Raw genomic sequence first — 20,235 nt, 5'->3', positions numbered from 1 at the left:
GAGAGTCAGACGTCGAGCACGACGGTGGCGATGAAGCGGTCCTCGTGCTCGCGGATGTCCACCCCGTGGAAGGTGGCGGCCTTCACCGCCGTCTTGAGGACGTCGGGCGTGAAGCCGCGGATGCGGGCGTGCAGCTTCCGCTCCTCGAGCTCATCCACCACGAGGTGCGTGTAGACGCGCTTCCTCATGTCCGTGCGGGAGATGAGCTCATTGAGCCAGTCGACGAGCAGGGCCTCGGTGTCCGCCGCGTCGAGCGTGACGTCCTCATCCTCCATGCTGGGCGGTGGCTCCGGTGGCTCCTCGCCGAGCATGACCTCGGCCAGCGCGTACCCCGCCTCCTCGAAGAGCTCCGCGAGGTCCGTCCCCTCGACGCGAATCTGGACCTCGCTGGTGTGTGGCTCGAACTCGTAGGTCCCCTGCTCCACGGCCCCTCCTCCGGTAGTGGGCATCCGGCTTCAAGGTGGTGCCGCTCGGCGTGGGGCGCACCTAGCTTCAAGAAGGCCCGGGCGAGAGGGGGAGCCATGAACTTCGAGGACCGCGTCGACGCGGGCAGGAGGCTTGCCGAGCTGCTGCTCGAACATGGGTACACGGGCGAGGACACGCTCGTCCTGGGGCTGCCTCGCGGAGGCGTACCCGTGGCCTACGAGGTGGCATCCGCGCTGGGCGCTCCCCTGGACGTCTGGGTGGTGCGGAAGGTGGGCGCGCCGGGCTTCCAGGAGCTGGGGCTGGGCGCGGTGTCCGAGGGCGGCATCGCCTTCCTCAACCGCGAATTGATGGAGGAGGTCGGCGCCACGGAGGAGGAGGTGCGGGCCACCGTCCGCCGCAAGAGCGCCGAAGTGAACGAGCGCGTGACGCGCTTCCGCCGGGGAGCGCCGGCGCCCGGAATCGAGGGGAAGGTCATCCTCCTCGTCGACGACGGAATCGCCACGGGCGGCACCATGCGGGCCGCCATCCAGTCACTCCGGCTGCGGCGCCCCGGGCGTATCGTCCTCGCCGTCCCGGTGGCCGCGATGCAGACCCTCGCCGAGCTCCAGCCGCTGGTGGACGACGTGGTGTGTGTCCTCCCGGCGCGCTCGCTATATGCCATCAGCCAGTGGTACGCGGACTTCCACCAGGTGCCGGACGAGGACGTGGTGGAGCTGCTGGAGAAGGCCCGCGCCAACCTCCGGCCCAGGTGGCCCTCCGCGCCGACGGAGCCCGCGCACCTCTAGGATTGCCCGCGACTTATCGAAATTCCATTGCATGTATGGAAATGGTCCGGCCGGTTGTGAAAGCCTTCGCTCCGAGTCCAACCCGGAGCGAGCATGCGCCGAGCCCTCACGCCCCTGCTGTTGTTGCTGTGTGTCTTCACCTCCACCCGGCCGGCCCGGGCGGAGGAAGCGGTGTCCCTTGTCCTCGACCTGTCCCCGGGAACCCTGTCCGGCGAGCCCTCGAACTTCGTGCGCGTGGGGAACACCCGCTATTTCGCCGCGGACAACACGCTGTGGAAGTCGGATGGCACGGCCTCCGGCACCGTGAAGGTGTCGTCGGTGGGTTCGTCCCCGTCTCGCCCGCCCGCAACCTCCGGGCTGGGCGGCCACGCGGTGGGCAACGCGCTCTACTACCTCGCGGAGCAGGGCTGGGAGCTGTGGCGCTCGGACGGGACGGCCGCCGGGACGGTGCCCGTGGTGGACGGCGCGGGTCAGCGTGTGACCGCGCCATCCGGTGCGGTGGCGGTGCTCGGCAATGCGCTCCTGCTGTTCGAGCAGCGGGGAGACTCCGAGGTGGAGCTCTGGCGTGTGGAGGGGACGACGGCCCGGAAGGAAGCCACCCTGACCGGCTCCTCACCTGCCCCGCTCGCCACGGCCGTGGGCGGGCGTGTCTATTTCAGCATGAGCCATCCGCATTACGGGCGCGAGCTCTGGAGCACGGATGGCACCGCCGCCGGGACCGCGCTGGTGAGGGACATCAACCCGGGCCCGGCGGACGCATCGCCCGAGCGTCTCACCGCCGTGGGTAACACGCTCGTCTTCACCGCCGAGACCGAGGGGCATGACCGGATGTTGTGGAGCACGGATGGCACCCTCGAGGGCACGTGGATCATCTGGTCCAAACCTGGAGGCGGGACGTCGTCCTCGTCCTTCGCCTGGATGCACGTCGTGCGTGACAGGCTGATCTTCGCCGTGGTCGACGCCGAATCGGCCCTTCTCCGGATCTATGTGAGCGATGGGACGATGGAAAGGACGGGACTGATCAAAATGGTCAATCTGTACGGCCTCGGGTCCGGTGGAGTCCGCGGCAGTGTCAGCACGGGGGACCTCGTCTATTTCATCGGCAATACGGCGGACACGGGCGACGAGCTGTGGCGGACGGATGGAACGCCAGACGGGACGACGCTGGTGAAGGACGTGAGAGCGGGGACCGCGGGGTCGGAGCTCGACGACTTCACCTCGAGCAACGGGCTGCTGTTCTTCACGGCGAACACCGGGGGCACTCGCGACTTGTGGCGCTCGGATGGCACGCCCGAGGGCACATTCCGCGTCCACGAGGGACCGCTGCCGGGGAAGCACAGCCCCACCCTGTCCGGCACGCCCGGGGGGCCCCTGCTCTTCGCGGAAGAGTCGCCCGGCCTCGGTGTCGAGCTGTGGCGCAGCGACGGCACCGCCGCGGGCACCATGCTCCTGAAGGACGTCGGCTCGACGCCGGCCAGCTCGGACGTGGACGGTCTCACCGTGCTCGGAGACCAGCTGCTCTTCACCGCGAATGACGGCGCCACCGGCCCGCGGCGGCTGTGGCACGGCGACGGCACGGCGCAGGGGACGCGGAGGCTCGGCGACTTCCACCTGCCGCGGAACTACGCGGGCCTCGCGCGGCTGGGCAATCACGTCTACTTCCCCGTGGAGCAGGACAGTGGCGCCCTACACCTGTGGCGCACCGACGGCACCGAGGCGGGAACGGGGCCCGTGCAGGACACGCCCACGACCTTCGGGGTCCTCGTCCGGAAGTGGGCTGTCATGGGCGGAGTGCTCTACTTCGACGCGCAGGACGAGGCGGGCCTGGAGCTCTGGAGGACGGACGGCACCTCCGCGGGTACCCGGCGGGTGAAGGACATCTACCCGGTGGGGCAATCCGAGCCCGCGGACTTCTACGTTGCTGGCGACGTGCTCTACTTCGCGGCGGATGACGGTGATCACGGGCGGGAGCTTTGGCGCACCGACGGCACCGAGGCGGGCACGCGGCGGGTGACGGACATCCGGCCGGGCATCGGGGATGGCCTCTCGTACAGCGTGGCGATGGCCATGATGGGCAACGTGCTCTATTTCTCCGCGAACGATGGCGTCCATGGTGAGGAGCTGTGGCGCACCGACGGCACGCCCGAAGGAACGGCCCTGGTGCGGGACGTGGTCCCCGGGAGCGACAGCGCGTATCCCATCGGGCTGCGGGTGGTGGGCGGGAAGCTGTGGTTCACGCCCTTCGGCCCTGCGAAGGCGCGCCTCTGGGAGACGGACGGGACGGAGGCCGGCACGCGCCAATTGGATCTGCGCGGCGCGGAGGGAGAGGTCTCCTCAGAGTTCGTCATCGCCGAGTCTGGTGCTGCGCGGTACCTCGTGGCGGACCACGGCCACTCACTGTGGCGGTCGGATGGAACGGTGGCGGGGACCCGACGCGTGCTGAGCCTGCCGGACGAGGGCACCTCATCGGTGGCGGGCCTCTACTTCTTCGCGGAGCGCGACGGGCAGCTGTACTTCCAGGCCCGCACGAATGCCGGGGACGCGCTGTGGCGCACGGACGGAACACCGGAAGGGACGACGCGGTTGGGCCTGGTGCAGCCCTTCCCTCCGCCCGCCAGCAACGTGCAGTGGCAGGAGCCGCTGAAGGCATCCGTTCGCTTCCGGGGGCAGTACCTGTTCGCCGCGGATGATGGGACGACGGGTCGCGAGCTGTGGCGGCTGCCGCTCTCGTCCGTCATCTGCCCGCCCTCGCTCACCGTCGAGGCCACCAGTGCCGCGGGAGCCCCTGTGCCGTATGCCAATGCGCGCCTGGCCGGGGACGCGCAGGCGGGGACGCAGGTGCGCTACAGCATCGCCTCGGGGGCCACCTTCGTCCTGGGCGACACCACTGTCACCGCGGAGGCCGTGGACCCGGGCTACCCGGTGTCGACGTGCTCCTTCAGCGTCACCGTGAAGGACACCACCGCGCCCCAGCTCCAGTGCCCGGCGGACATCGAGGTGAAGGCGGAGGACGAGGAGGGCACGGGCGCCAACGTGGACTTCGCCGCCACTGCGTCCGACGCCGTCACCGCCAGGCCGACGCTCACGTACAGCCGCAGGCCGGGAAGCCTGTTCCGCGGTGAGACGCGGGTGCAGGTCACCGCGCGGGACGTGGCGGGCAATGAGTCTTCCTGCGCCTTCAACGTGAAGGTGACGCCAACGCCCGAGTCGGAGTCGAAGTCGGGCTGTGGCTGCGGCGCGACGCAGGGCACCGGCGGCTGGGTGTGGCTCGCGGGGCTCGGGTGGTGGCTGTGGCGGGGGCGCCGCCGCGCCGTCAGTACATCGAGCGCCGCGTGAAGCCGGCGAGCGCCGCGAGCGGCAGCACCGAGCGCGGCACGTAGGGCAGGCGCCACATGCCGCCGTGGTTGGCGCCCTGCATGATGAGCTCCAGCGGGTGGCGTAGCGGCACCCGCGGGTTGGCGAGCGCCTCGGGGTTGCGAAGGTCGTGCACCCAGAGCGCCGCCATCAGCGCGTTGGTGGTGACGGGCTCGAAGATTTCGACGCCGAAGCTGCGGGCGCCCCGGAAGCCCGCGGCCAGCAGCGGGTTCTTCACCACCGAGTGCGTCGCGGTGGACGGCGCGACGTTGATGGACACGCGCTGTCCCGCCGCGCGGGCGGAGATGGCGCGCCACTGCTGCAGCCGCTTGGCCAGCGCGTAGTTGGGGCCCTGCTGGAGGATGAGGCAGTCCACGGTGCCGTAGCGCTGGCCGTTGCTGCTCTCGACGATGCGGCTGGCGTTCGGCTGATACAGCGAGCCCCCGCTCACCCCGCGCAGCGTGGCCTGGGCCGCGCGCCCGAGCATCGCGCGCCCGTCATACCGGGCCGCCGCCGCGCGCGTGACGTCCTCGGGCACGGCGAACACGTCCGTCGGCGTCGCCATGTACGCGAGCGACGTGCCGTAGCGCGCCTCGGAGAGCGCGGTGACGATGGCGTCCATCGCCACCGTCACGCGCACGTGCCGCTCGCCGTCGAGGTACGCGAGCGACGCGACGTCCAGGTCTCCCGGCAGCGACTTCAGCCAGGCGACGATTTCCGGCGTCTGGGTGAGCAGGTCCGCGCCCGCGTGCATGCGCAGGTGCTCGGCGCCCTCCCCCACCGGCGCGTGCGAGGCCACCGGCGCGAGGAGCCGGCCATTGCCCGTGGACGCGAGGTCGACGAGGCGCTGCCACACGCGAGGACGCTGGAGGTCCACCGCCGCCACGTTGGCCCGCCAGCGCATGAGCCAAGGGAAGGGCCCCGCCTCCGACGCCGCGCCGAGCAGCACCAGCGTCCGGTCCGACAGGTCCAGCCACGACGGGTTGCGCTGCACCAGCCGGAGTGCCTCGGCGTGCGAGGGCTCCATCACGCCCGCGCGCTCCCACGCGTCGAGCTGGCGCAGCAGCGCGTCGCCGGAGAGCGTCTGCCCCCGGTATGGCACCTCCCACGTCACGGCGGACGAAGAATGTCCGCGCCCTTCGAGCGTGGTGGTGCGGAAGCCCTCCTTCGCCGGAGCGGCCATCGCCGTGTCGAGGGTGAGGGGCTGGCCGTCGCGCCAGAACTGGAAGGAGCTCCGCGTCGCGTCCAGGCCGGCGCGGGCGACGGCGAGGGCGTTCTCGGGAGTCTCCAGCGAGCGCTCCACCAGCAGCCGGACGTAGTGCGGATAGCGCTCGCGCCAGCGCTTCTCCGCGCGCAGCTCTCGCGAGGCATCAGCGCCGATGGCGTCGAAGGCGGCCTCGAAGACGGAGCGCGCCGTGTCGCTGGTGCTGCGCCGCCCGTCCGAGGTGGAAGGGAACTGGATGCCGCTGTCGCTGCCGGTACCGGTCGTCATGCTGCCTCCTGTTCGCGGCGGCAGCATGTACCGATGCCCGCTCCCCTATTCAATGGCGGAGTGCGTGACACCATCCCCATGCCCCCTCCGAAGGTATGGGCCTCCTTCCAGCCCTTGACCCCCACCTTCAAACTCCAGGACACCGGACGCACCGACATGGAGTTCACTCACCACCAGAACTCCACCCCTCGAAGGCTTCCCATCCTTCTGGCGGCGCTGGGATACCGAGCACGTCCAAACACTCGCGGGCCTGGGCGGTCCATCCAGCTTCCGAGAGACTTCCAGTGGGAGCACCTTCCAGGGATTCGACGAGCGTCTGCACCTTGGGGACTGCGGCCCGGAAGCGCTCCGCATCCGGACTCCCCCACGCCTTCACGCAGAAAGCCACGAGCGCCGTCATGCGGGACTGGAGCGCTGCACGCAGTTCCGCGGGCGGGGCTTGCTTGCACCACCTCGAGTAGAGACGAGGTGCAGCCAGTACGGTCAGCAGGTTGAGCGCCTCGGCCACCACGGCAGCCTCCTGCTCCCATGAAGCCTCAGCCACAGAAGGGGCCCAGGCGAGCGTTGAAGGGCAGCGCCTTGCCCGTCACGCTGTCGCCGCTCAGGCACGTGTAGACTGCCCATCCCTTGATGGCGAGGTTCTCCATGCCCTCGATGAAGCAGTAGGGACACTTGCCTTCGCCACAGCTCGAATCGAAGCACGCCGTGCTTCCGCAGGTGACGGTCGCGGGCCATCGACGCTTGACGCACCCGGGCGCCTTCGTCAGAGGAGGCTCCGCATGTGCAGGGGGCGGTTGAATGGCTCCAAGCATACCGAATCCCATCAGCAGACTCGTCAGCGCCCCTCGCACCTGTCGTTGCACACGGACTCCTTCCCTCAGGAAAGCATGGGCGACTACCGCATCCGGCATTCAGTCTACCGCTGGGGAGCAGGGCATTTGGGGGGCTTGATGTCACCAGCATGAACCGAGTCTGGCGACCGGATCGCGCGCCTGGATTCGTATGCCATGCAGAGCAGCGCCTCGCTGCCAGGAGTACCGTTCCGCGCATGGCACGCTTCCTCCTCGCCACCATTCCCCTCTCGGGTCACTTCAACCCCGGTGCCCCCATCGCCCGCCGGCTCGTCGAGCGCGGGCACGAGGTGCGCTGGTACACGGGCAGCCTCTTCCGTCCCAAGGTGGAAGCCACCGGCGCGCGCTACGTGCCCATGCGCGCCGCGAAGGACTTCCACGACTCCACCGTGGGCGAGGTCTTCCCCGAGCGCGCGAAGCTGAGCGACTTCGCGAAGCTCAAGTTCGACCTCACGCGCTTCTTCATCGACTCGGCGCCCGGCCAGGTGGCGGACCTGGAGGCGGATCTGCGGGACTTCCCCGCGGACGTCCTCGTCTGCGACACCGGCTTCGTCGGCGCGTCGCTCTTGCAGGAGCGGCGGGGACTCCCCTGGGCCGCCTTCGGCATCACCGCGATGACGGTGGCCAGCGTGGACACGGCGCCCTTCGGCCTGGGGTTGATGCCCTCGAGCTCGACGCCAGGCCGGCTGCGAAACCGCGCGCTCGCATGGGGTGTGAACAACATCGTGTTCCGGGACGTGAATGCGCACCTGCAGCGGATGCGCGCCGGGCTCGGCTTGCCTCCCACGCGCAAGCCCATCTTCGACGTACCCGTGTCGCCCTTCCTGTACCTCCAGGGCTCGGTGCCGTCGTTCGAATATCCGCGCACCGACCTGCCGCCGCAGGTCCACTTCATCGGCCCGTTCCTCCCCGAAGCCCCCGCGGACTGGAAGCCGCCCGCATGGTGGAGCGAGGTGATGGAGTCACGCCGTCCCGTGGTCCACGTCACGCAGGGGACGCTGGCGACGGAGGAGCCGCACCTCATCCTCGCCACGCTGAAGGCGCTCGCGGATGAAGACGTGTGGGTGGTGGCGGCCACGGGAGGCCAGCCGGTGGAGTGGCTCGGCAAGGGCCCCTTCCCCGCCAACGTCCGCGTGGAGCGCTTCATCCCCTACGCGCACCTGATGCCGCACGTCTCGGTGATGGTGACCAACGGCGGGTACGGCGGCGTCCAGTGCGCCCTGGCGCAGGGTGTGCCGCTGGTGTGCGCGGGCACCTCGGAGGAGAAGCCGGAGATTGCCAACCGCGTGGCCTGGGCGGGGGTGGGCCTGAATCTGAAGACGAAGACGCCCACGCCCGAGCAGGTACGGGATGCCGTCCGCACCGTGCTCGCGACGCGGAGCTTCCGTCAGCAGGCGCAGCGGCTCCAGGCGGAGATTGCCGCGCACGACGCTCCCACCGAGGCTGCCGTGCTGCTGGAGCAACTGGCCCGCACGCGCGAGCCAGTGCTCTCCACGCGCCCTCCCAAGAGGCTGCTACAGACCGAAAGATGAGTTCAGGACTGCCTCGAACGAGGCAGTCCATCGTCGAGAGCGTATCGTCGAGGAGACGACTTCCGCGACTCATTCAACGGGCGGCACGAGTTCACGTTTCTTCGCGGGGACGGAGGTGGGAACAAACACGCCGGGCGTGACCCAGGTCATCGAGATGTACACGCCATGGCCGTGGTCCTTTTTCTCCAGCAACTTCAGTGCGCCTGCCATGAAACCAGCGGCCGCCAAGATGAATGGCGCCGCGGGGCCGGTCTCAGGCCCGATTGCGGCGACAATGGCATTGGCCGGTTTGGCCACTTTCAGGAAGCTGCTCAGGTCCTTGCTGCTGACCTCGATGCGGAAGCCCCAGATGAATTTGCGGACGGTGAGTCTCCCCTTCGCGGAGCGCGGTGCGGCGGCTTCCTCGGGGTCGACACCGGATTCCAGGGTGGAAAGGCCCAGCTCCGGGAAACGCTGGTTCAGCTCGTCGCGCACTTCTGCCCAGGTATCTTCGTCGAATTGCTGCGTGTTCATCTTCGTGTCTCCTGTTCTTGGATTGCCCGCCATCGGTTCGATGGGCGAGAGGGTGAATGGGCGCTCGTTGTCGAAGCCAGACACGCCGTCATGGGACCGCACGCTTGCGTCACGCCCGCTGCCCGAGCCCCGGCTCGTTGGGGCTTGTTCCTTTCCTAGAGAGAGTGCCGGTATGGAGGGAGTGACCTACGCGGGGCCGCCGCGCCCGTACTGGTCCACCGACGGCAGCCTCAGCCAGTGCACCTCCGTGCCCGAATGGCTGCTGTTGGAGACCGAGAACCGGACCTTGTAGGGACCGGCCTCCATGCCGTGAGACGCGAGCAGCGGGTCAGCGCCCGACTCGAGCACCATGGCCACGTGCTGGCCATCCCGGCCAAACGCCCAGAGGACCATGTCTCCCGGCCGGGCCGTGGACTGGGAGGTGGGGGTCAGGTGGCTCAACAGGGTATCGGTGCTCCCCTGGCCGCTGAAGCCGAGGCCGTTGGGGTCCGAGGCGCCCGCCCATTTGTAGCAGAGCGTGACGAACCCGGAGCAATCCGTGTTGAGCGGCAGCTTGCGACGCTCGTTGAGCCCGTCGATGGGGCGAAGATGCTCGTAGTGGATGGAGCTCTCGTGCTCGATGGCCCACTCGGCCTCCGCGACGAGCTTCGCGCGCAGCCCTCTCACAGGAGTGGGGATGGGGGCTGGGGTCCTCAGCGCCGCCCAGGTGTCGGTGCCGACGATGCCATCGGCCTTCAGCCCGCGGGCACGCTGGAAGGCCATCACCGCGGTCTCCGTCCCCTGCCCGAAGTCTCCGTCGATGGGGCCCGGACTGAAGCCGGCCTTCGCCAGCAGTCTCTGGAGGACGGTGACGTCGGGCCCCGTCGCGCCCCTCCGGAGTGTGGGTTTGCCTGTCGCTGCCTGTGCTCGGGTTTCCTGTGAACGCATGGGGTCTCCTCTTCGTGGTGGATGGATTTCCTCTCTCGTAGGGGTGGAGTGGGCTGGCAGCCTTTATGACGGAGGCCATCGCGGCGCGCGGACGCTGCATGTGTGGCCCGGCGGCCACGGGCCCCTGTTACCGGCGGCACACGGGTAGCGCCGACCCAGCCCCGGATGGCCTCGTAACCGTGGGTGACTCGCCACGTTTCGCGCTGGCCCGGGCCCTGCAATCCCCCGGGCACACCCCGAAAACAGAGGCCCAGGTCCCATGCGAGTCTTCCTCGCCACGCTCTCCGTCTGTCTGCTGTCCCTGACGGCCGCCGCGCAGGCGCCGTGTCCCACGCCGTCCTCACCGCTCAGCCCCGGCGCCATTGCCCAGGGCACGCTGGTGGCCCGGCTGCGCCAGCACGCGGACGCCACGGGCTGCCCCGACACGGCGCCCCGCACCTTCAGCCTCAAGCACACCGAGGTGGACGCCGAGGTGAGCGGCTTCCTCGCCTCCGTCACCGTCACCCAGGTCTTCGAGAACCCCTACACCGAGCCGCTCGAGGCGCTCTACGTCTTCCCCCTGCCGGAAAAGGCGGCCGTGGACGGCATGGAGCTCGTCATCGGTCAGCGCATCATCAAGGGCGTCATCCAGACGAAGGACCAGGCCCGCGCCACCTATGAGCAGGCGAAGGCCGAGGGCAAGACGGCGGCGCTGCTGGACCAGGAGCGCCCCAACGTCTTCACCCAGTCCGTCGCCAACATCCTCCCGGGCGAGCAGATTCGCGTCCGCATCCACTACGTGGACCGGCTCCCGTACGAGTCCGGCACGTACCGCTTCACCTTCCCCATGGTGGTGGGCCCCCGCTACATGGGCGGAGAGGCGCTGCCCATCCGCCAGGGCGAGGGCACGCATCCGGACACCACCACCGTCCCCGACGCCAGCCGCATCTCCCCGCCCGTCCTCCCGCCCGAGACGCGCGCCGGCCATGACATCCAGCTCACCGTGCGGCTCGACTCGGGCCTGCCCATCCAGGCGCTGCGCTCCACGTCGCACCGCGTGGAGGTGTCGCGCGAGGGCCGCAGCCGCGCCCACGTGCAGCTCGGCCAGGACGCGCGCATCCCCAACAAGGACTTCACGCTGGAGTACACCGTCGCCGACGCGCTCATCCGCCCCGCGGTCCTCGTGCACCGCGAGCCGGGCGCGGACCACGGCTACTTCCTCGTCCTGCTGAACCCGCAGCTCCAGCCCACCGACAAGGAGGTGGTGCCGCGCGAGGTGTACTTCGTCCTCGACACCTCGGGCTCGCAGGCGGGCGCGCCCATCGAGAAGTCCAAGGCGATTGCCGCCGAGGTGATTCGCCACCTGAATCCCGAGGACTCCTTCCAGGTGCTCGACTTCAACACGGTGGTGAAGAAGTTCGCGGAGAAGGCGGTGCCCGCGACGCCGGACAACGTGACGCGCGCCCTGCCCTACGTCGCCAACTTCTGGGGCGGTGGCGGCACGGACATCAACGCGGCCACGCAGGAGGCCATCATTCCTCCCAATGACCCGGCCCGGCTGCGCATGGTGCTCTTCATGACGGACGGCCTCATCGGCGGCGACGACTACGTGCTCAGCACCATCCAGGAGCACCTGGGCGAGGAGACGCGCATCTTCACGGCCGGCGTCGGCGAGGGCGTCAACCGCTACCTCGTCGCGAAGATGGCCGAGGTGGGCCGGGGCAGCTCCACCTTCGTCAACCTGCAGCGTCCCGAGGACGAGGTGGCCCGCGAGTTCGAGACGCGCATCCGCGGCCCGGTGCTCACGTCACTGCGCGCGGAGCTGGACGGGCTGCCCGTGAGCTCCGTGTACCCGAAGGTGCTGCCCGACTTGTTCGCCGGTCAGCCGCTGTTCATGGTGGGCCGGTTCCACGGCACGGGCGACAGCGTGCTGCGCATCACCGGCCGAGTGCGCGGCGTGGAGCGCCGCTTCGAGGTGCCGGTGCACTTCCCCGAGTCCGCTCCCGAGAACTCCGCCCTGCGGAGCCTGTGGGCCCGGCAGCGGATTGAAGAGCTCACGGTCCAGGGCTACCGCGGCGAGACGCCCGAGGTGGTGGAGGGCATCACCTCCACGGCGCTCCAGTACGGGCTGATGAGCAAGTACACGTCCTTCGTCGCGGTGGAGCAGGTGGCGCGCACGGAGCCGGGCGGCGAGTCGGTGAAGGAGATGGTGCCGGTGCACCTGCCCGAGGGCACGTCCTACGCGGGCGTCTTCGGTGAGCTGAGCCGCGAGGAGATTCCGCCGGGAGACCCCATCATCAGCGTGCGGGCCCCGAAGGAGGCGCGGAGGGTGACGGCATACTTCCCCTTCGGCCTGGTGAAGCCGCTCACCTACGACACGGTGACGGGCGCGTGGCGAGGCCGGTTCCTGGTGCCGCTGTCGGTGAAGGACGGGTACTACGAGGTCATCATCGCCGCGGAGCTGCCGGATGGGCGGGTGCTGCGCCGCGAGGTGCGCTATCGGCTGGACTCGAAGGGGAACGAGTTCGACGTGACGCTCTCCTCGGCGGAGCTGGCGGCCGGAGGCACGCTGAAGCTGGACGTGGACGCGGTGGAGGCCACGAAGGAGGTCAGCGTGTACAGCGAGCTGTTCGGCGAGCAGCAGCACCTGCTGGAGACGAAGGACGGCCTGCGCTTCACGGGTGAGCTGACGGTGCCGGAGGACGCCGCGCCCGGGGAGTACGAGCTGGTCTTCGTGGCCCGGGACAACGCCGGCAACCGCTTCGAGCGCCGCGAGAAGGTGCGGGTGAACACCTGGGTGCTGCAGGTGCGGTAGTCCCCTGCTCCCTCCGGCGCACTGTGGCCGGAGGGAGACACAGGCGGTGGCCCACGGTTCGCAATGGGGGAAGGCATGTCCATCGCGCTCTCCGTCGTCACCGCCGCGGCCCTCGCCGCCACCGTCACGAACACCGAGACGGTGCATGACCTGGAAGCCTTCGCGGGTCATGTCGTTGCCTGCACCGAAGGGGGACTGGAGGTGTTCTCCCCCGCCGGTGCGTCCGTCCGGGTCCTCACCGTCGAGGATGGGCTACCGAGCCACTTCTGCCGAGCGCTGGAGCGGACGGGGGACCAGCTCTTCGCCGCGACAGATGAAGGGCTGGTATCGCTGGATACGCGCTTCCAGGTGCGGCCGGTGCTGGACGTGCGCTGGCACGCGCTGCCCTCGGCGGATGGGGTGAGCGGCGCGGAGTACGAAGCGAGGCTCGGCCAGCTCGCGACGAAGCTGCCCGCAGATTCCACGTACACGGCGCTATCCACGCGCTTCGCGGGCACGGCGGACGGACGCGTGCTGGAGCTCGGCACGGAGCGGATGTGGCCCGTCCCCGGGCCGGTGCGGTTCCTCTCGGAGGAGTCGCGCGGATTGAAGGTGGGGACCAGCGAGGGCGCGTTCTTCATCGACGCGGGAGGAAAGCTGTCTGTCGCTGGAGACGTACCCGTGGGCCCGCTGGAGTATGTGCGCACTGGCGACAGCACCGTGTCCATCCTCGGTTCTCAGGGCGAAGCGAGGACGTGGAACAGAGACCTTCCCGAAGGTTCCTCCGGACTGCCGTGGGAGCTACCTCTCGGGGCCACGTCGATGAGCCGTCTGTCAGCAGGCTCGACGCCGCTGAAAGACACAGCAGCGACCCGATCATCACCTGGCACGACGATGGACCGTTCGAGCGTGGGAACGACGTGGGTGGGGACCCGCGACTCGGGGGTGTACCTGCGCGCGGAGAAGGGCTGGCGCCGCGTTACCCCAACGGGACAGCTCTGCGGCAATCACATCACCGCGCTGGCGCGGCACCGGGGCCGGCTCGTGGTGGGGACCTTCGACCGGGGCGTGTGCTGGCAGCGGGACGACGGCAAGTGGCAGACGTTCCGCAGGCCCGCGCTCCCCAGCAACATGGTGCTCGGCGTCGCCAGTGACGGGGAGCACCTCTATGTGGCCACGACGTATGGACTGGGCCTGTACGACGGGAAGGTCTGGACGCAGGTGGCCTTCGGCGGGCGCAACCCGGTGGCGCTCGGCAAGCTCTCTGTGCTCGCCGCGGTGCGAGTGGACAAGGGCATCGCCCTGGTCGACGGACGCGGAGTCTCCACCGTCGCGACGGGTGGACAATCCCTCTCACTGGTGGAGCGACTGTCGGTGCCCGAGGGCTGGAGCGAGCATGCCTCCGTGGCGGATGGAGCCGGCCGCTTCCTCTGGGTGGCCAGCGAGGACCGGGGGCTCGTGCGTTGGGACGGCTCGCGATGGCAACGCTTCCACGACGGGCGAGACCTGACGGACAACTGGGTGACGACACTCTCCGCCGACGCCGAGGGCCGCGTCATCGCCGGCACCTGCCAGGATGGTTTCAGCTACTTCGATGGCGCTCGGTGGGCGCGCGTGCGGGAGGCGGAAGGCCTGCCTTCGCGCGCCATCGTCTCTGCGGCGCTCGTGCCGGGCGGTGCGCTCATCGGCACGCTGCTCGGGGCCGCGCGCTTCGACGCCGCGAGCGGGACGGTGCGCCCCCTTCCGAGGCTCGCGGATCCGCGCGTCTACGCCATCCTCGTGGAAGGCGACTCCGCCCTCTTCGGCACCGAAGGGGGACTGTCACTGTCCCGGTTGGACTGACCCGGTCCGCGCGCCGGCCGCGAGCGACCAACCCTCTCGCGAAGCTCGCCGCCGGGTTCCGCCACTGCCCATCCTTCATTCAGCCGAACGGGCCCTTCTTCAAGGAGTTCCACGCGGCCAGATAGGAGCCCGAAACCGGAATGAGCTCCTTACCGTCGAGCAGGATCGTGGCACGCAGTCGTTCAGAGCCGTAGAGATGAACGATGACTCCTGGTGGAAGCGCCAGGAACTGGGTGATGAACGGCATGCGGGCAGTGACGCTCGCGAGCTGGGCGGGCCCGACGTTCTCGTCAGCCTCGTGGTCATGCTCCCTCTCGAAGCAGCCCAGGAACCAACCCGAATCCCTGGTTGCCTGCGGCTCGCTGCGCGTGAGGAGGAATTCGGGGCCTTCGAGAAGCTTCGTGCACACCATGGCGTTCTGCATCTGGTGCGGGAAGTCGGGGAGCTCCTCGAGGCCCAGACTCGCAACCACCTCTTTCTGGAACCACGTCTCCATGAGAGCCTTGTCGACCGATTCGACCCATCCCGACTCGTTCTGGGCATCCATCGCCAGGACTCCGATGGTGCCGTCCGGGCGCTTCATCAGCCGGAGGACTGCCCATCCGACCTGCACGTGCTGGCCTGGAAGGAATTTCGTCCCCTGCGCAACGCCATCCTCGAAGTACTCCAACAGCATCTGTTCCAGCTTGAGCGGCTCGGGCACTTGCCCGCTGAAGATTATTGTGAACTCCGGATGCCCGTGGCGACTGCACTTCGAGGTGCGAAAGGTCCGCTGGCCCATTCGTCTTCTCCTCTCCGCGAGAGGACGCATGGTACAGCCTTGGAATCACTGGAAGCGAGCATTGCAATAGGAAATGAGTTGCCTATGCAATGGTGCGTCAATTCAAACGCGGTGGTCACCCGGTATCCCCGACGGAGACACCGGGCGACAGCCTCATGGGCTCAGTGGCAGCCCTGCACGTCCGAGGTGACGGTGCCGTTCTTCGTGGAGATGCTGCGCTCGTAGCAGGCGCCGTTCTCGTTCAGCTTGTAGTGCTGGGTGGACACGCCCTGCGCGTTGCGCTGCGCGCGCGGCACGCCCAGGTTGTAGGCGGCCTCGCCGGTGAAGACGTCGCTCAGCGACTTCCGCGTCGCCGAGTACGGCCCCGTGGTGGTGCGCGCGTCTTCCGAGTCATTCACGGTGATGACCGTGGTGAGCCGATTCTCGGGCGTGACGTCGATATGCCCATCGAGCACGAAGCGCTTCTCGTTGCGGCTCACCGTCGGGTAGCCACTGCCGACGACGGCGAGGGTGCTGCTGGAGTCGGTCCACGTCGCGGTGAGCTCATCCGGGTTCTCCTGGTCGCTCAGCCAGCGGTGCATGCTCGAGTTGGACACCGTCTGCTCCACGGTCGTCACCACCCGGCCCTTCGGGGTCAGCGCCCAGCCGGAGACGCGCAGGTGATGACCGCCCTGCGTGTCCACCTGGTTCCAGCCGTCCACCAGCGAGTGCGTCGAGTCATTCGTCACCGGGCCGACCTCGTGCGACAGCAGCCCGCCCTGAACGCGCGCGCTGGTCGAGGCACGCCAGACGAACACGTTCGTCGGCAAGTCCCAGCCGGGGCGGCCCTCGGGAACACCGAGCACCGATACCTTGATTTGATGCGGCTGGCCGTCGGTCACCAGGCCGACGAACGGCGTGAGGTCATAGCGGATGGGGCGGATGTTGAACGCGCGCGGCGCCGGCAGCACGTACCAGAGGAACGGATTGGACCAGCCACCCGTGTAGACGTGCGGGAAGGGCATGGCGATGCCGGCCACCCGGCCGTCCACTTCAACCTGCACCTCGCGATACGGGCCGTCATCCGCGGGGCACGAGTACGGCACCACGGTGGGCGCGGTGATGTACCAGAACTCCTCGCAGCCACCGCCCGAGCCCGTCGCGTACACCTCGGCGACGAGGCGCTCGGTGTTCTTCGGCACCGTCACCTCACCCACGAGCGCACTGCCCTCGCGGTGCGTGTTGGACAGCGGGAGCACGTCGCTGGCCGTCGCGGCGGGCTTGTTGCTGCCCTGCGCCTGGTAGAAGGTCAGGTAGACCTGCACGTTCAGCACGCCGGTGTACGTCTCGTTGACCACGTTGCCGATGAGCATCCACACCGACTGGGGCTTCGACAGCAGCGCCGCGTACTCGGTGACGTCCTTCTCCACCGCCCAGGTGATGCCGTCGCGCGAGGGCTCCGGCGTGGACGTCTTGAAGATGGCGACCCCACCTACCTCCAGGTGCCCGAGCCGGTCGTACTGCACGCCCTGCACCGCGCCCTCCATGCGCAGGACAATCTTGTTCCACGGCCCGGGGCAGTTCGCGGGCGGGGTGAAGGTGCTGGTGTAGGGCGTGAAGTCGTCGAATGGCTCGTCGACAATCTTCACGGTGCACGAGGGCGTCGTGGGCTTCTCCACCGCGGGGGCTGCGGTGCGAGGGTCATCCCAGTCAGTGCCGAATTCGGGAGGAGGATCAGCGGCATACGCGGGGGACATCGCGCCGAACGCGAGGCCCGCCGCGGCGAACACTGCGGAGAGACGTGTCACAGGCAACTCCAGGACTGCGGGGGACGCGCAGACTAGCAGCCTGTCGAATGGGAGGAGCCTCCGGACAACGATTGAAACATGCTGGCACAAGGCCCGTGTGCGACAGGTCCGCGCCCCTTCAGCGCATCGCCGGTGATGGCGCGGGCCTGACGCGCGCCAGGAGGCCGGCAGCTCGCACTCCAGGCCGCCGCCGTGCAGTTCTCCTCCCCGGCATGTGCGGGGCCAATGTTAGAAGAGGCCCATGTCGACGCCCTTCCCCTCCGTCGCCTACCTCACCGACGTGGAGGGTCTCTGGAAGAAGCTCACCAGCTTCTGTCAGGACAACCCGCTCGTGTCCCTCGACGGGGACCGTCTCGTGGTGCGCCCGGGAGCGACGTTCGTCTTCGGTGGAGATGCCATCGACCGGGGGCCCGACGGGCGGCGCGTGGTGCGCACGCTACTGGAGGCCCGGCGCAGGCAGCCCTCCCAGGTCGTGCTCCTCGCGGGCAACCGGGACATCAACAAGCTCCGCCTCGTGCGAGAGCTGCGTGGCCACCCGCTCGCACGCACGCCGGAGGAGATTCGGAGCGCACCCCGCCCCGTGCTCCTCCGGTGGATTTTCGAGAACACCATGGGCGCCCGCGGCGCCTTCGAGTTCCGCAAGGCGGAGCTGGCCCGCTCCAACGCCGCCGTCACCGACGAGGACGTCGTCGACAGCTACCTCGAGGACCTCGGCCCCGGTGGCGCGCTGCGCGAATACCTCTCGGTCTGTCAGCTCACGCACCGCATCGGCCACACGCTCTTCCTCCACGGCGGCCTGCACGAGGACAGCCTCGGCGCGGTGCCCTCCCGGAAGCACATCGACGACGTGGACGCCTGGGCCGAGGCCCTCAACGTGTGGTACCGCGAGCAGCTCGCCGCCTTCTCGGAGGGGCGCTTCGACGCGGATGGCCGGCCCGCGTGGGAATCCGTCATCGCCTACCAGGCCCCCACGCCGGGAAGGCGCATCAACACCGGCAGCGTCGTGTACGGGCGCATGGCCACCGAGCTCAACCACCCCACCCTGCCCTCGCCCGCGCTCATCGAGAGACTCACCGGCGTCGGCATCCACCGGCTCGTGGTGGGGCACACGCCCAGCGGTGACTGTCCCTCGCTGCTGCGCGACGACTCCTTCGAGCTCGTCCTCGCGGACAACTCCTATGGCCGCGTGGAGGGCGCCTCGCGCGTCCTCCTCGGTGACGACCGGGTCCGGATTGAAGGCGAGGTGAAGCTCGACGACGGACGCATGGAGCACCTCCGCTTCGAGCACGCCCTCGGCGACACCTCGGGCCCCATCGGCCGGCAGCTCCTCGACACCGGGCAGCTCGTGAAGGGGCCGCTCCAGGGTGGCGAGTGGCTGCTGTTCCGCGCGCTGCCGGAGTTCAAGGTCGAGCAGCTCGCGGTGGACCCGGGCACCCTCTCCGACCGCCCCTTGGGCCCAGCGCGCACCGGAGGCTGAGCGGCCACCAGGCGCCCGGCCGCCCGGGAGATGGGCGTGCGAGCCATGCGGGGCCGATGTTAGAGCCGTCCCGCCATGCATCGCCCCGGCCCCTCCAGCATCAAAGTCCACATGCCCCAGTTCCTCTCCCGCTTCGTCGAATCCACCCCCGGAGATGCGCTCAGCGACCGCCGTCCCCGGCAGGTCCACAGCGCGCTCTGGTCGAAGGTGGAGCCGACGCCGGTCTCCGCGCCCCGGATGATTGCCTGGTCGCCCGAGGTGGCCCGGTTGCTGGGACTGGACGAGGCCACGCTCCAGTCCCCCGAGGCCGCCCAGGTGCTGGCCGGCAACGCGCTCTGGCCCGGCATGGTGCCCTACGCCGCCAACTACGGTGGACACCAGTTTGGCCGCTGGGCCGGGCAGCTCGGAGACGGCCGCGCCATCGTCCTCGGCGAGCTGGTGACGCCGGACGGCACGCGCCAGGAGCTCCAGCTCAAGGGCGCGGGCCCCACGCCCTACTCGCGCCGCGCCGATGGCCGCGCAGTGCTCCGCTCGTCCATCCGCGAGTTCCTGTGCAGCGAGGCGATGTTCCACCTCGGCGTGCCCACCACGCGCGCGCTGTCGCTGGTGTCCACGGGCGACTCCGTCATCCGCGACATGTTCTACGACGGCAACCCGGAGGCGGAGCCCGGCGCCATCGTCTGCCGCGTCGCCCCCACCTTCCTGCGCTTCGGCAACTTCGAGCTGCCCACCAGCCGCGACGACGTGACGCTGCTCAAGCAGCTCGCGGACTACACGGTGACGCACTTCTTTCCGGAGCTCGGCGCGCCGTCGAAGGAGACGTACGCGGCCTTCTACCGGGAAGTGGCACGTCGCACGGCGAGGCTCATCGCGCACTGGCAGGCCGTCGGCTTCGTCCATGGCGTGATGAACACCGACAACATGTCCATCCTCGGCCTCACCATCGACTACGGCCCCTATGGCTGGGTGGATGACTTCAACCCCGGCTGGACGCCCAACACCACGGACGCGGAGATGCGGCGGTACCGGTTCGGCAACCAGCCCGCCATCGGCCTGTGGAACGTGCAGCGGCTCGGCGCCGCGCTGTTCCCCCTCTTCGAGGGCGACGAGTCCCTCGTGGAGGCGGGCCTGCTCGAATACCAGCGCGCCTTCGAGGAGGAGGCCGGCCGTCGCTTCGCCGCGAAGCTGGGCCTGCCCCCGCTGAAGGACGAGGCCGACATCAACCTCCTCAACCAGTGCTTCGCGTGGCTGGCGGAGGAGGAGACGGACATGACGCGCTTCTTCCGCGCGCTCTCGTCCGTGGTGACGATGCCGGCCGCCCCCACGAGCCTGCCGCCCGTGGTGCGCGAGACGTTCTACGGCGAGGTGCCCGAGGCGCACGTGGCCAGGGGCGTCGAGTGGCTCGCGGCCTGGTGGCACCGCACACGGCGCGAGGACGTGCCTCCGGCGGAGCTGGCGCGGCGCATGGATGCGGTGAATCCGAAGTACGTGCTGCGCAACTGGCTCGCGCAGGAGGCCATCGACGCCGCGCACGCAGGGGATGACTCGAAGGTCCACACGCTGCTGGATGTCATGCGGCGGCCCTTCGAGGAGCAGCCCGGGCGCGAGCACTACGCGGAGAAGCGTCCGGACTGGGCGCGCTCGAAGCCGGGATGCTCGGCGCTGTCGTGCAGCTCGTAGCCGCCGTGCCATGCT

At 69.3% G+C, this 20,235-nt stretch carries 13 protein-coding genes; 7 read left to right on the top strand and 6 right to left on the bottom strand.

Annotated features, from left to right (window positions below):
• Positions 1-5: 5 nt before the first annotated feature.
• A complete protein-coding gene (locus ACVTJA_RS23890) occupies positions 6-425 on the bottom strand; it encodes an archease (RefSeq protein WP_465839427.1) in 420 nt (139 codons plus the stop codon).
• A 96-nt stretch (positions 426-521) separates the two neighbouring features.
• Between ACVTJA_RS23890 and ACVTJA_RS23885 the strand changes: the two genes are divergently transcribed.
• Both ACVTJA_RS23885 and ACVTJA_RS23880 read left to right on the top strand, forming a co-directional pair.
• Positions 522-1,211 (top strand): phosphoribosyltransferase, encoded by a 690-nt coding sequence (locus ACVTJA_RS23885; RefSeq protein WP_465839425.1) that lies wholly within the window; start codon positions 522-524, stop codon positions 1,209-1,211.
• Between the two features lie 93 nt (positions 1,212-1,304).
• The gene (locus ACVTJA_RS23880) at positions 1,305-4,547 is read left to right on the top strand and encodes an ELWxxDGT repeat protein (protein ID WP_465839424.1); all 3,243 of its coding nucleotides are present in this window, start codon (positions 1,305-1,307) and stop codon (positions 4,545-4,547) included.
• Here the strand turns inward: ACVTJA_RS23880 and ACVTJA_RS23875 are convergent.
• Entirely contained in the window at positions 4,525-6,057 is a 1,533-nt protein-coding gene (locus ACVTJA_RS23875) for a hypothetical protein (RefSeq protein ID WP_465839422.1), read from the bottom strand. The two genes, ACVTJA_RS23880 and ACVTJA_RS23875, sit on opposite strands and share 23 nt — an antisense overlap.
• 1,048 nt (positions 6,058-7,105) lie before the next feature.
• Here ACVTJA_RS23875 and ACVTJA_RS23870 point away from each other — a divergent pair.
• Complete coding sequence (locus ACVTJA_RS23870) at positions 7,106-8,440, top strand: glycosyltransferase (RefSeq protein WP_465839421.1); 1,335 nt, start codon at positions 7,106-7,108, stop codon at positions 8,438-8,440.
• A gap of 69 nt (positions 8,441-8,509) precedes the next feature.
• On the opposite strand, the gene ACVTJA_RS23865 is transcribed toward ACVTJA_RS23870, so the two are convergent.
• Complete coding sequence (locus ACVTJA_RS23865; protein WP_465839419.1) at positions 8,510-8,953, bottom strand: hypothetical protein; 444 nt, start codon at positions 8,951-8,953, stop codon at positions 8,510-8,512.
• 186 nt (positions 8,954-9,139) lie between these two features.
• Positions 9,140-9,880: a peptidoglycan-binding domain-containing protein gene (locus tag ACVTJA_RS23860; RefSeq protein WP_465839417.1), complete on the bottom strand. Its 741-nt coding sequence runs from the start codon at positions 9,878-9,880 to the stop codon at positions 9,140-9,142.
• A 259-nt stretch (positions 9,881-10,139) separates the two neighbouring features.
• On the opposite strand from ACVTJA_RS23860, the gene ACVTJA_RS23855 reads away from it, so the two are divergent.
• Both ACVTJA_RS23855 and ACVTJA_RS23850 read left to right on the top strand, forming a co-directional pair.
• Entirely contained in the window at positions 10,140-12,674 is a 2,535-nt protein-coding gene (locus ACVTJA_RS23855; RefSeq protein ID WP_465839415.1) for a VIT domain-containing protein, read from the top strand.
• A gap of 75 nt (positions 12,675-12,749) precedes the next feature.
• Positions 12,750-14,495 (top strand): ligand-binding sensor domain-containing protein, encoded by a 1,746-nt coding sequence (locus ACVTJA_RS23850; RefSeq protein ID WP_465839413.1) that lies wholly within the window; start codon positions 12,750-12,752, stop codon positions 14,493-14,495.
• Between the two features lie 79 nt (positions 14,496-14,574).
• Here the strand turns inward: ACVTJA_RS23850 and ACVTJA_RS23845 are convergent, their stop codons facing one another.
• Positions 14,575-15,276, bottom strand: coding sequence for an immunity protein Imm33 domain-containing protein (locus ACVTJA_RS23845; protein WP_465839412.1), 702 nt, complete (start codon positions 15,274-15,276; stop codon positions 14,575-14,577).
• Between the two features lie 161 nt (positions 15,277-15,437).
• Complete coding sequence (locus ACVTJA_RS23840; RefSeq protein ID WP_465839411.1) at positions 15,438-17,063, bottom strand: peptide-N4-asparagine amidase; 1,626 nt, start codon at positions 17,061-17,063, stop codon at positions 15,438-15,440.
• Between the two features lie 241 nt (positions 17,064-17,304).
• On the opposite strand from ACVTJA_RS23840, the gene ACVTJA_RS23835 reads away from it, so the two are divergent.
• Together ACVTJA_RS23835 and ACVTJA_RS23830 are read left to right on the top strand one after the other, a co-directional pair.
• Positions 17,305-18,540, top strand: a complete 1,236-nt coding sequence (locus ACVTJA_RS23835) for a hypothetical protein (protein WP_465839409.1) — start codon at positions 17,305-17,307, stop codon at positions 18,538-18,540.
• Positions 18,541-18,615: 75 nt separating this feature from the next.
• Positions 18,616-20,220 (top strand): protein adenylyltransferase SelO, encoded by a 1,605-nt coding sequence (locus ACVTJA_RS23830; protein ID WP_465839408.1) that lies wholly within the window; start codon positions 18,616-18,618, stop codon positions 20,218-20,220.
• The last annotated feature ends 15 nt before the right edge of the window (positions 20,221-20,235 follow it).

This window comes from Pyxidicoccus sp. M6 (genome assembly GCF_055568925.1).
Note: the sequence above shows the minus strand (reverse complement) of the source record. Positions and strands in the feature narration are given on the sequence as shown.

What these genes read in the sequence shown, in the direction of transcription:
- ACVTJA_RS23885 (WP_465839425.1), top strand. Translation starts at nt 522, where the DNA reads ATGAACTTCGAGGACCGCGTCGACGCGGGCAGGAGGCTTGCCGAGCTG.
- ACVTJA_RS23830 (WP_465839408.1), top strand. Translation starts at nt 18,616, where the DNA reads ATGCATCGCCCCGGCCCCTCCAGCATCAAAGTCCACATGCCCCAGTTC.
- ACVTJA_RS23845 (WP_465839412.1), bottom strand. Translation starts at nt 15,276, where the DNA reads ATGGGCCAGCGGACCTTTCGCACCTCGAAGTGCAGTCGCCACGGGCAT.
- ACVTJA_RS23860 (WP_465839417.1), bottom strand. Translation starts at nt 9,880, where the DNA reads ATGCGTTCACAGGAAACCCGAGCACAGGCAGCGACAGGCAAACCCACA.
- ACVTJA_RS23870 (WP_465839421.1), top strand. Translation starts at nt 7,106, where the DNA reads ATGGCACGCTTCCTCCTCGCCACCATTCCCCTCTCGGGTCACTTCAAC.
- ACVTJA_RS23850 (WP_465839413.1), top strand. Translation starts at nt 12,750, where the DNA reads ATGTCCATCGCGCTCTCCGTCGTCACCGCCGCGGCCCTCGCCGCCACC.
- ACVTJA_RS23875 (WP_465839422.1), bottom strand. Translation starts at nt 6,057, where the DNA reads ATGACGACCGGTACCGGCAGCGACAGCGGCATCCAGTTCCCTTCCACC.
- ACVTJA_RS23865 (WP_465839419.1), bottom strand. Translation starts at nt 8,953, where the DNA reads ATGAACACGCAGCAATTCGACGAAGATACCTGGGCAGAAGTGCGCGAC.
- ACVTJA_RS23835 (WP_465839409.1), top strand. Translation starts at nt 17,305, where the DNA reads ATGTCGACGCCCTTCCCCTCCGTCGCCTACCTCACCGACGTGGAGGGT.
- ACVTJA_RS23855 (WP_465839415.1), top strand. Translation starts at nt 10,140, where the DNA reads ATGCGAGTCTTCCTCGCCACGCTCTCCGTCTGTCTGCTGTCCCTGACG.
- ACVTJA_RS23880 (WP_465839424.1), top strand. Translation starts at nt 1,305, where the DNA reads ATGCGCCGAGCCCTCACGCCCCTGCTGTTGTTGCTGTGTGTCTTCACC.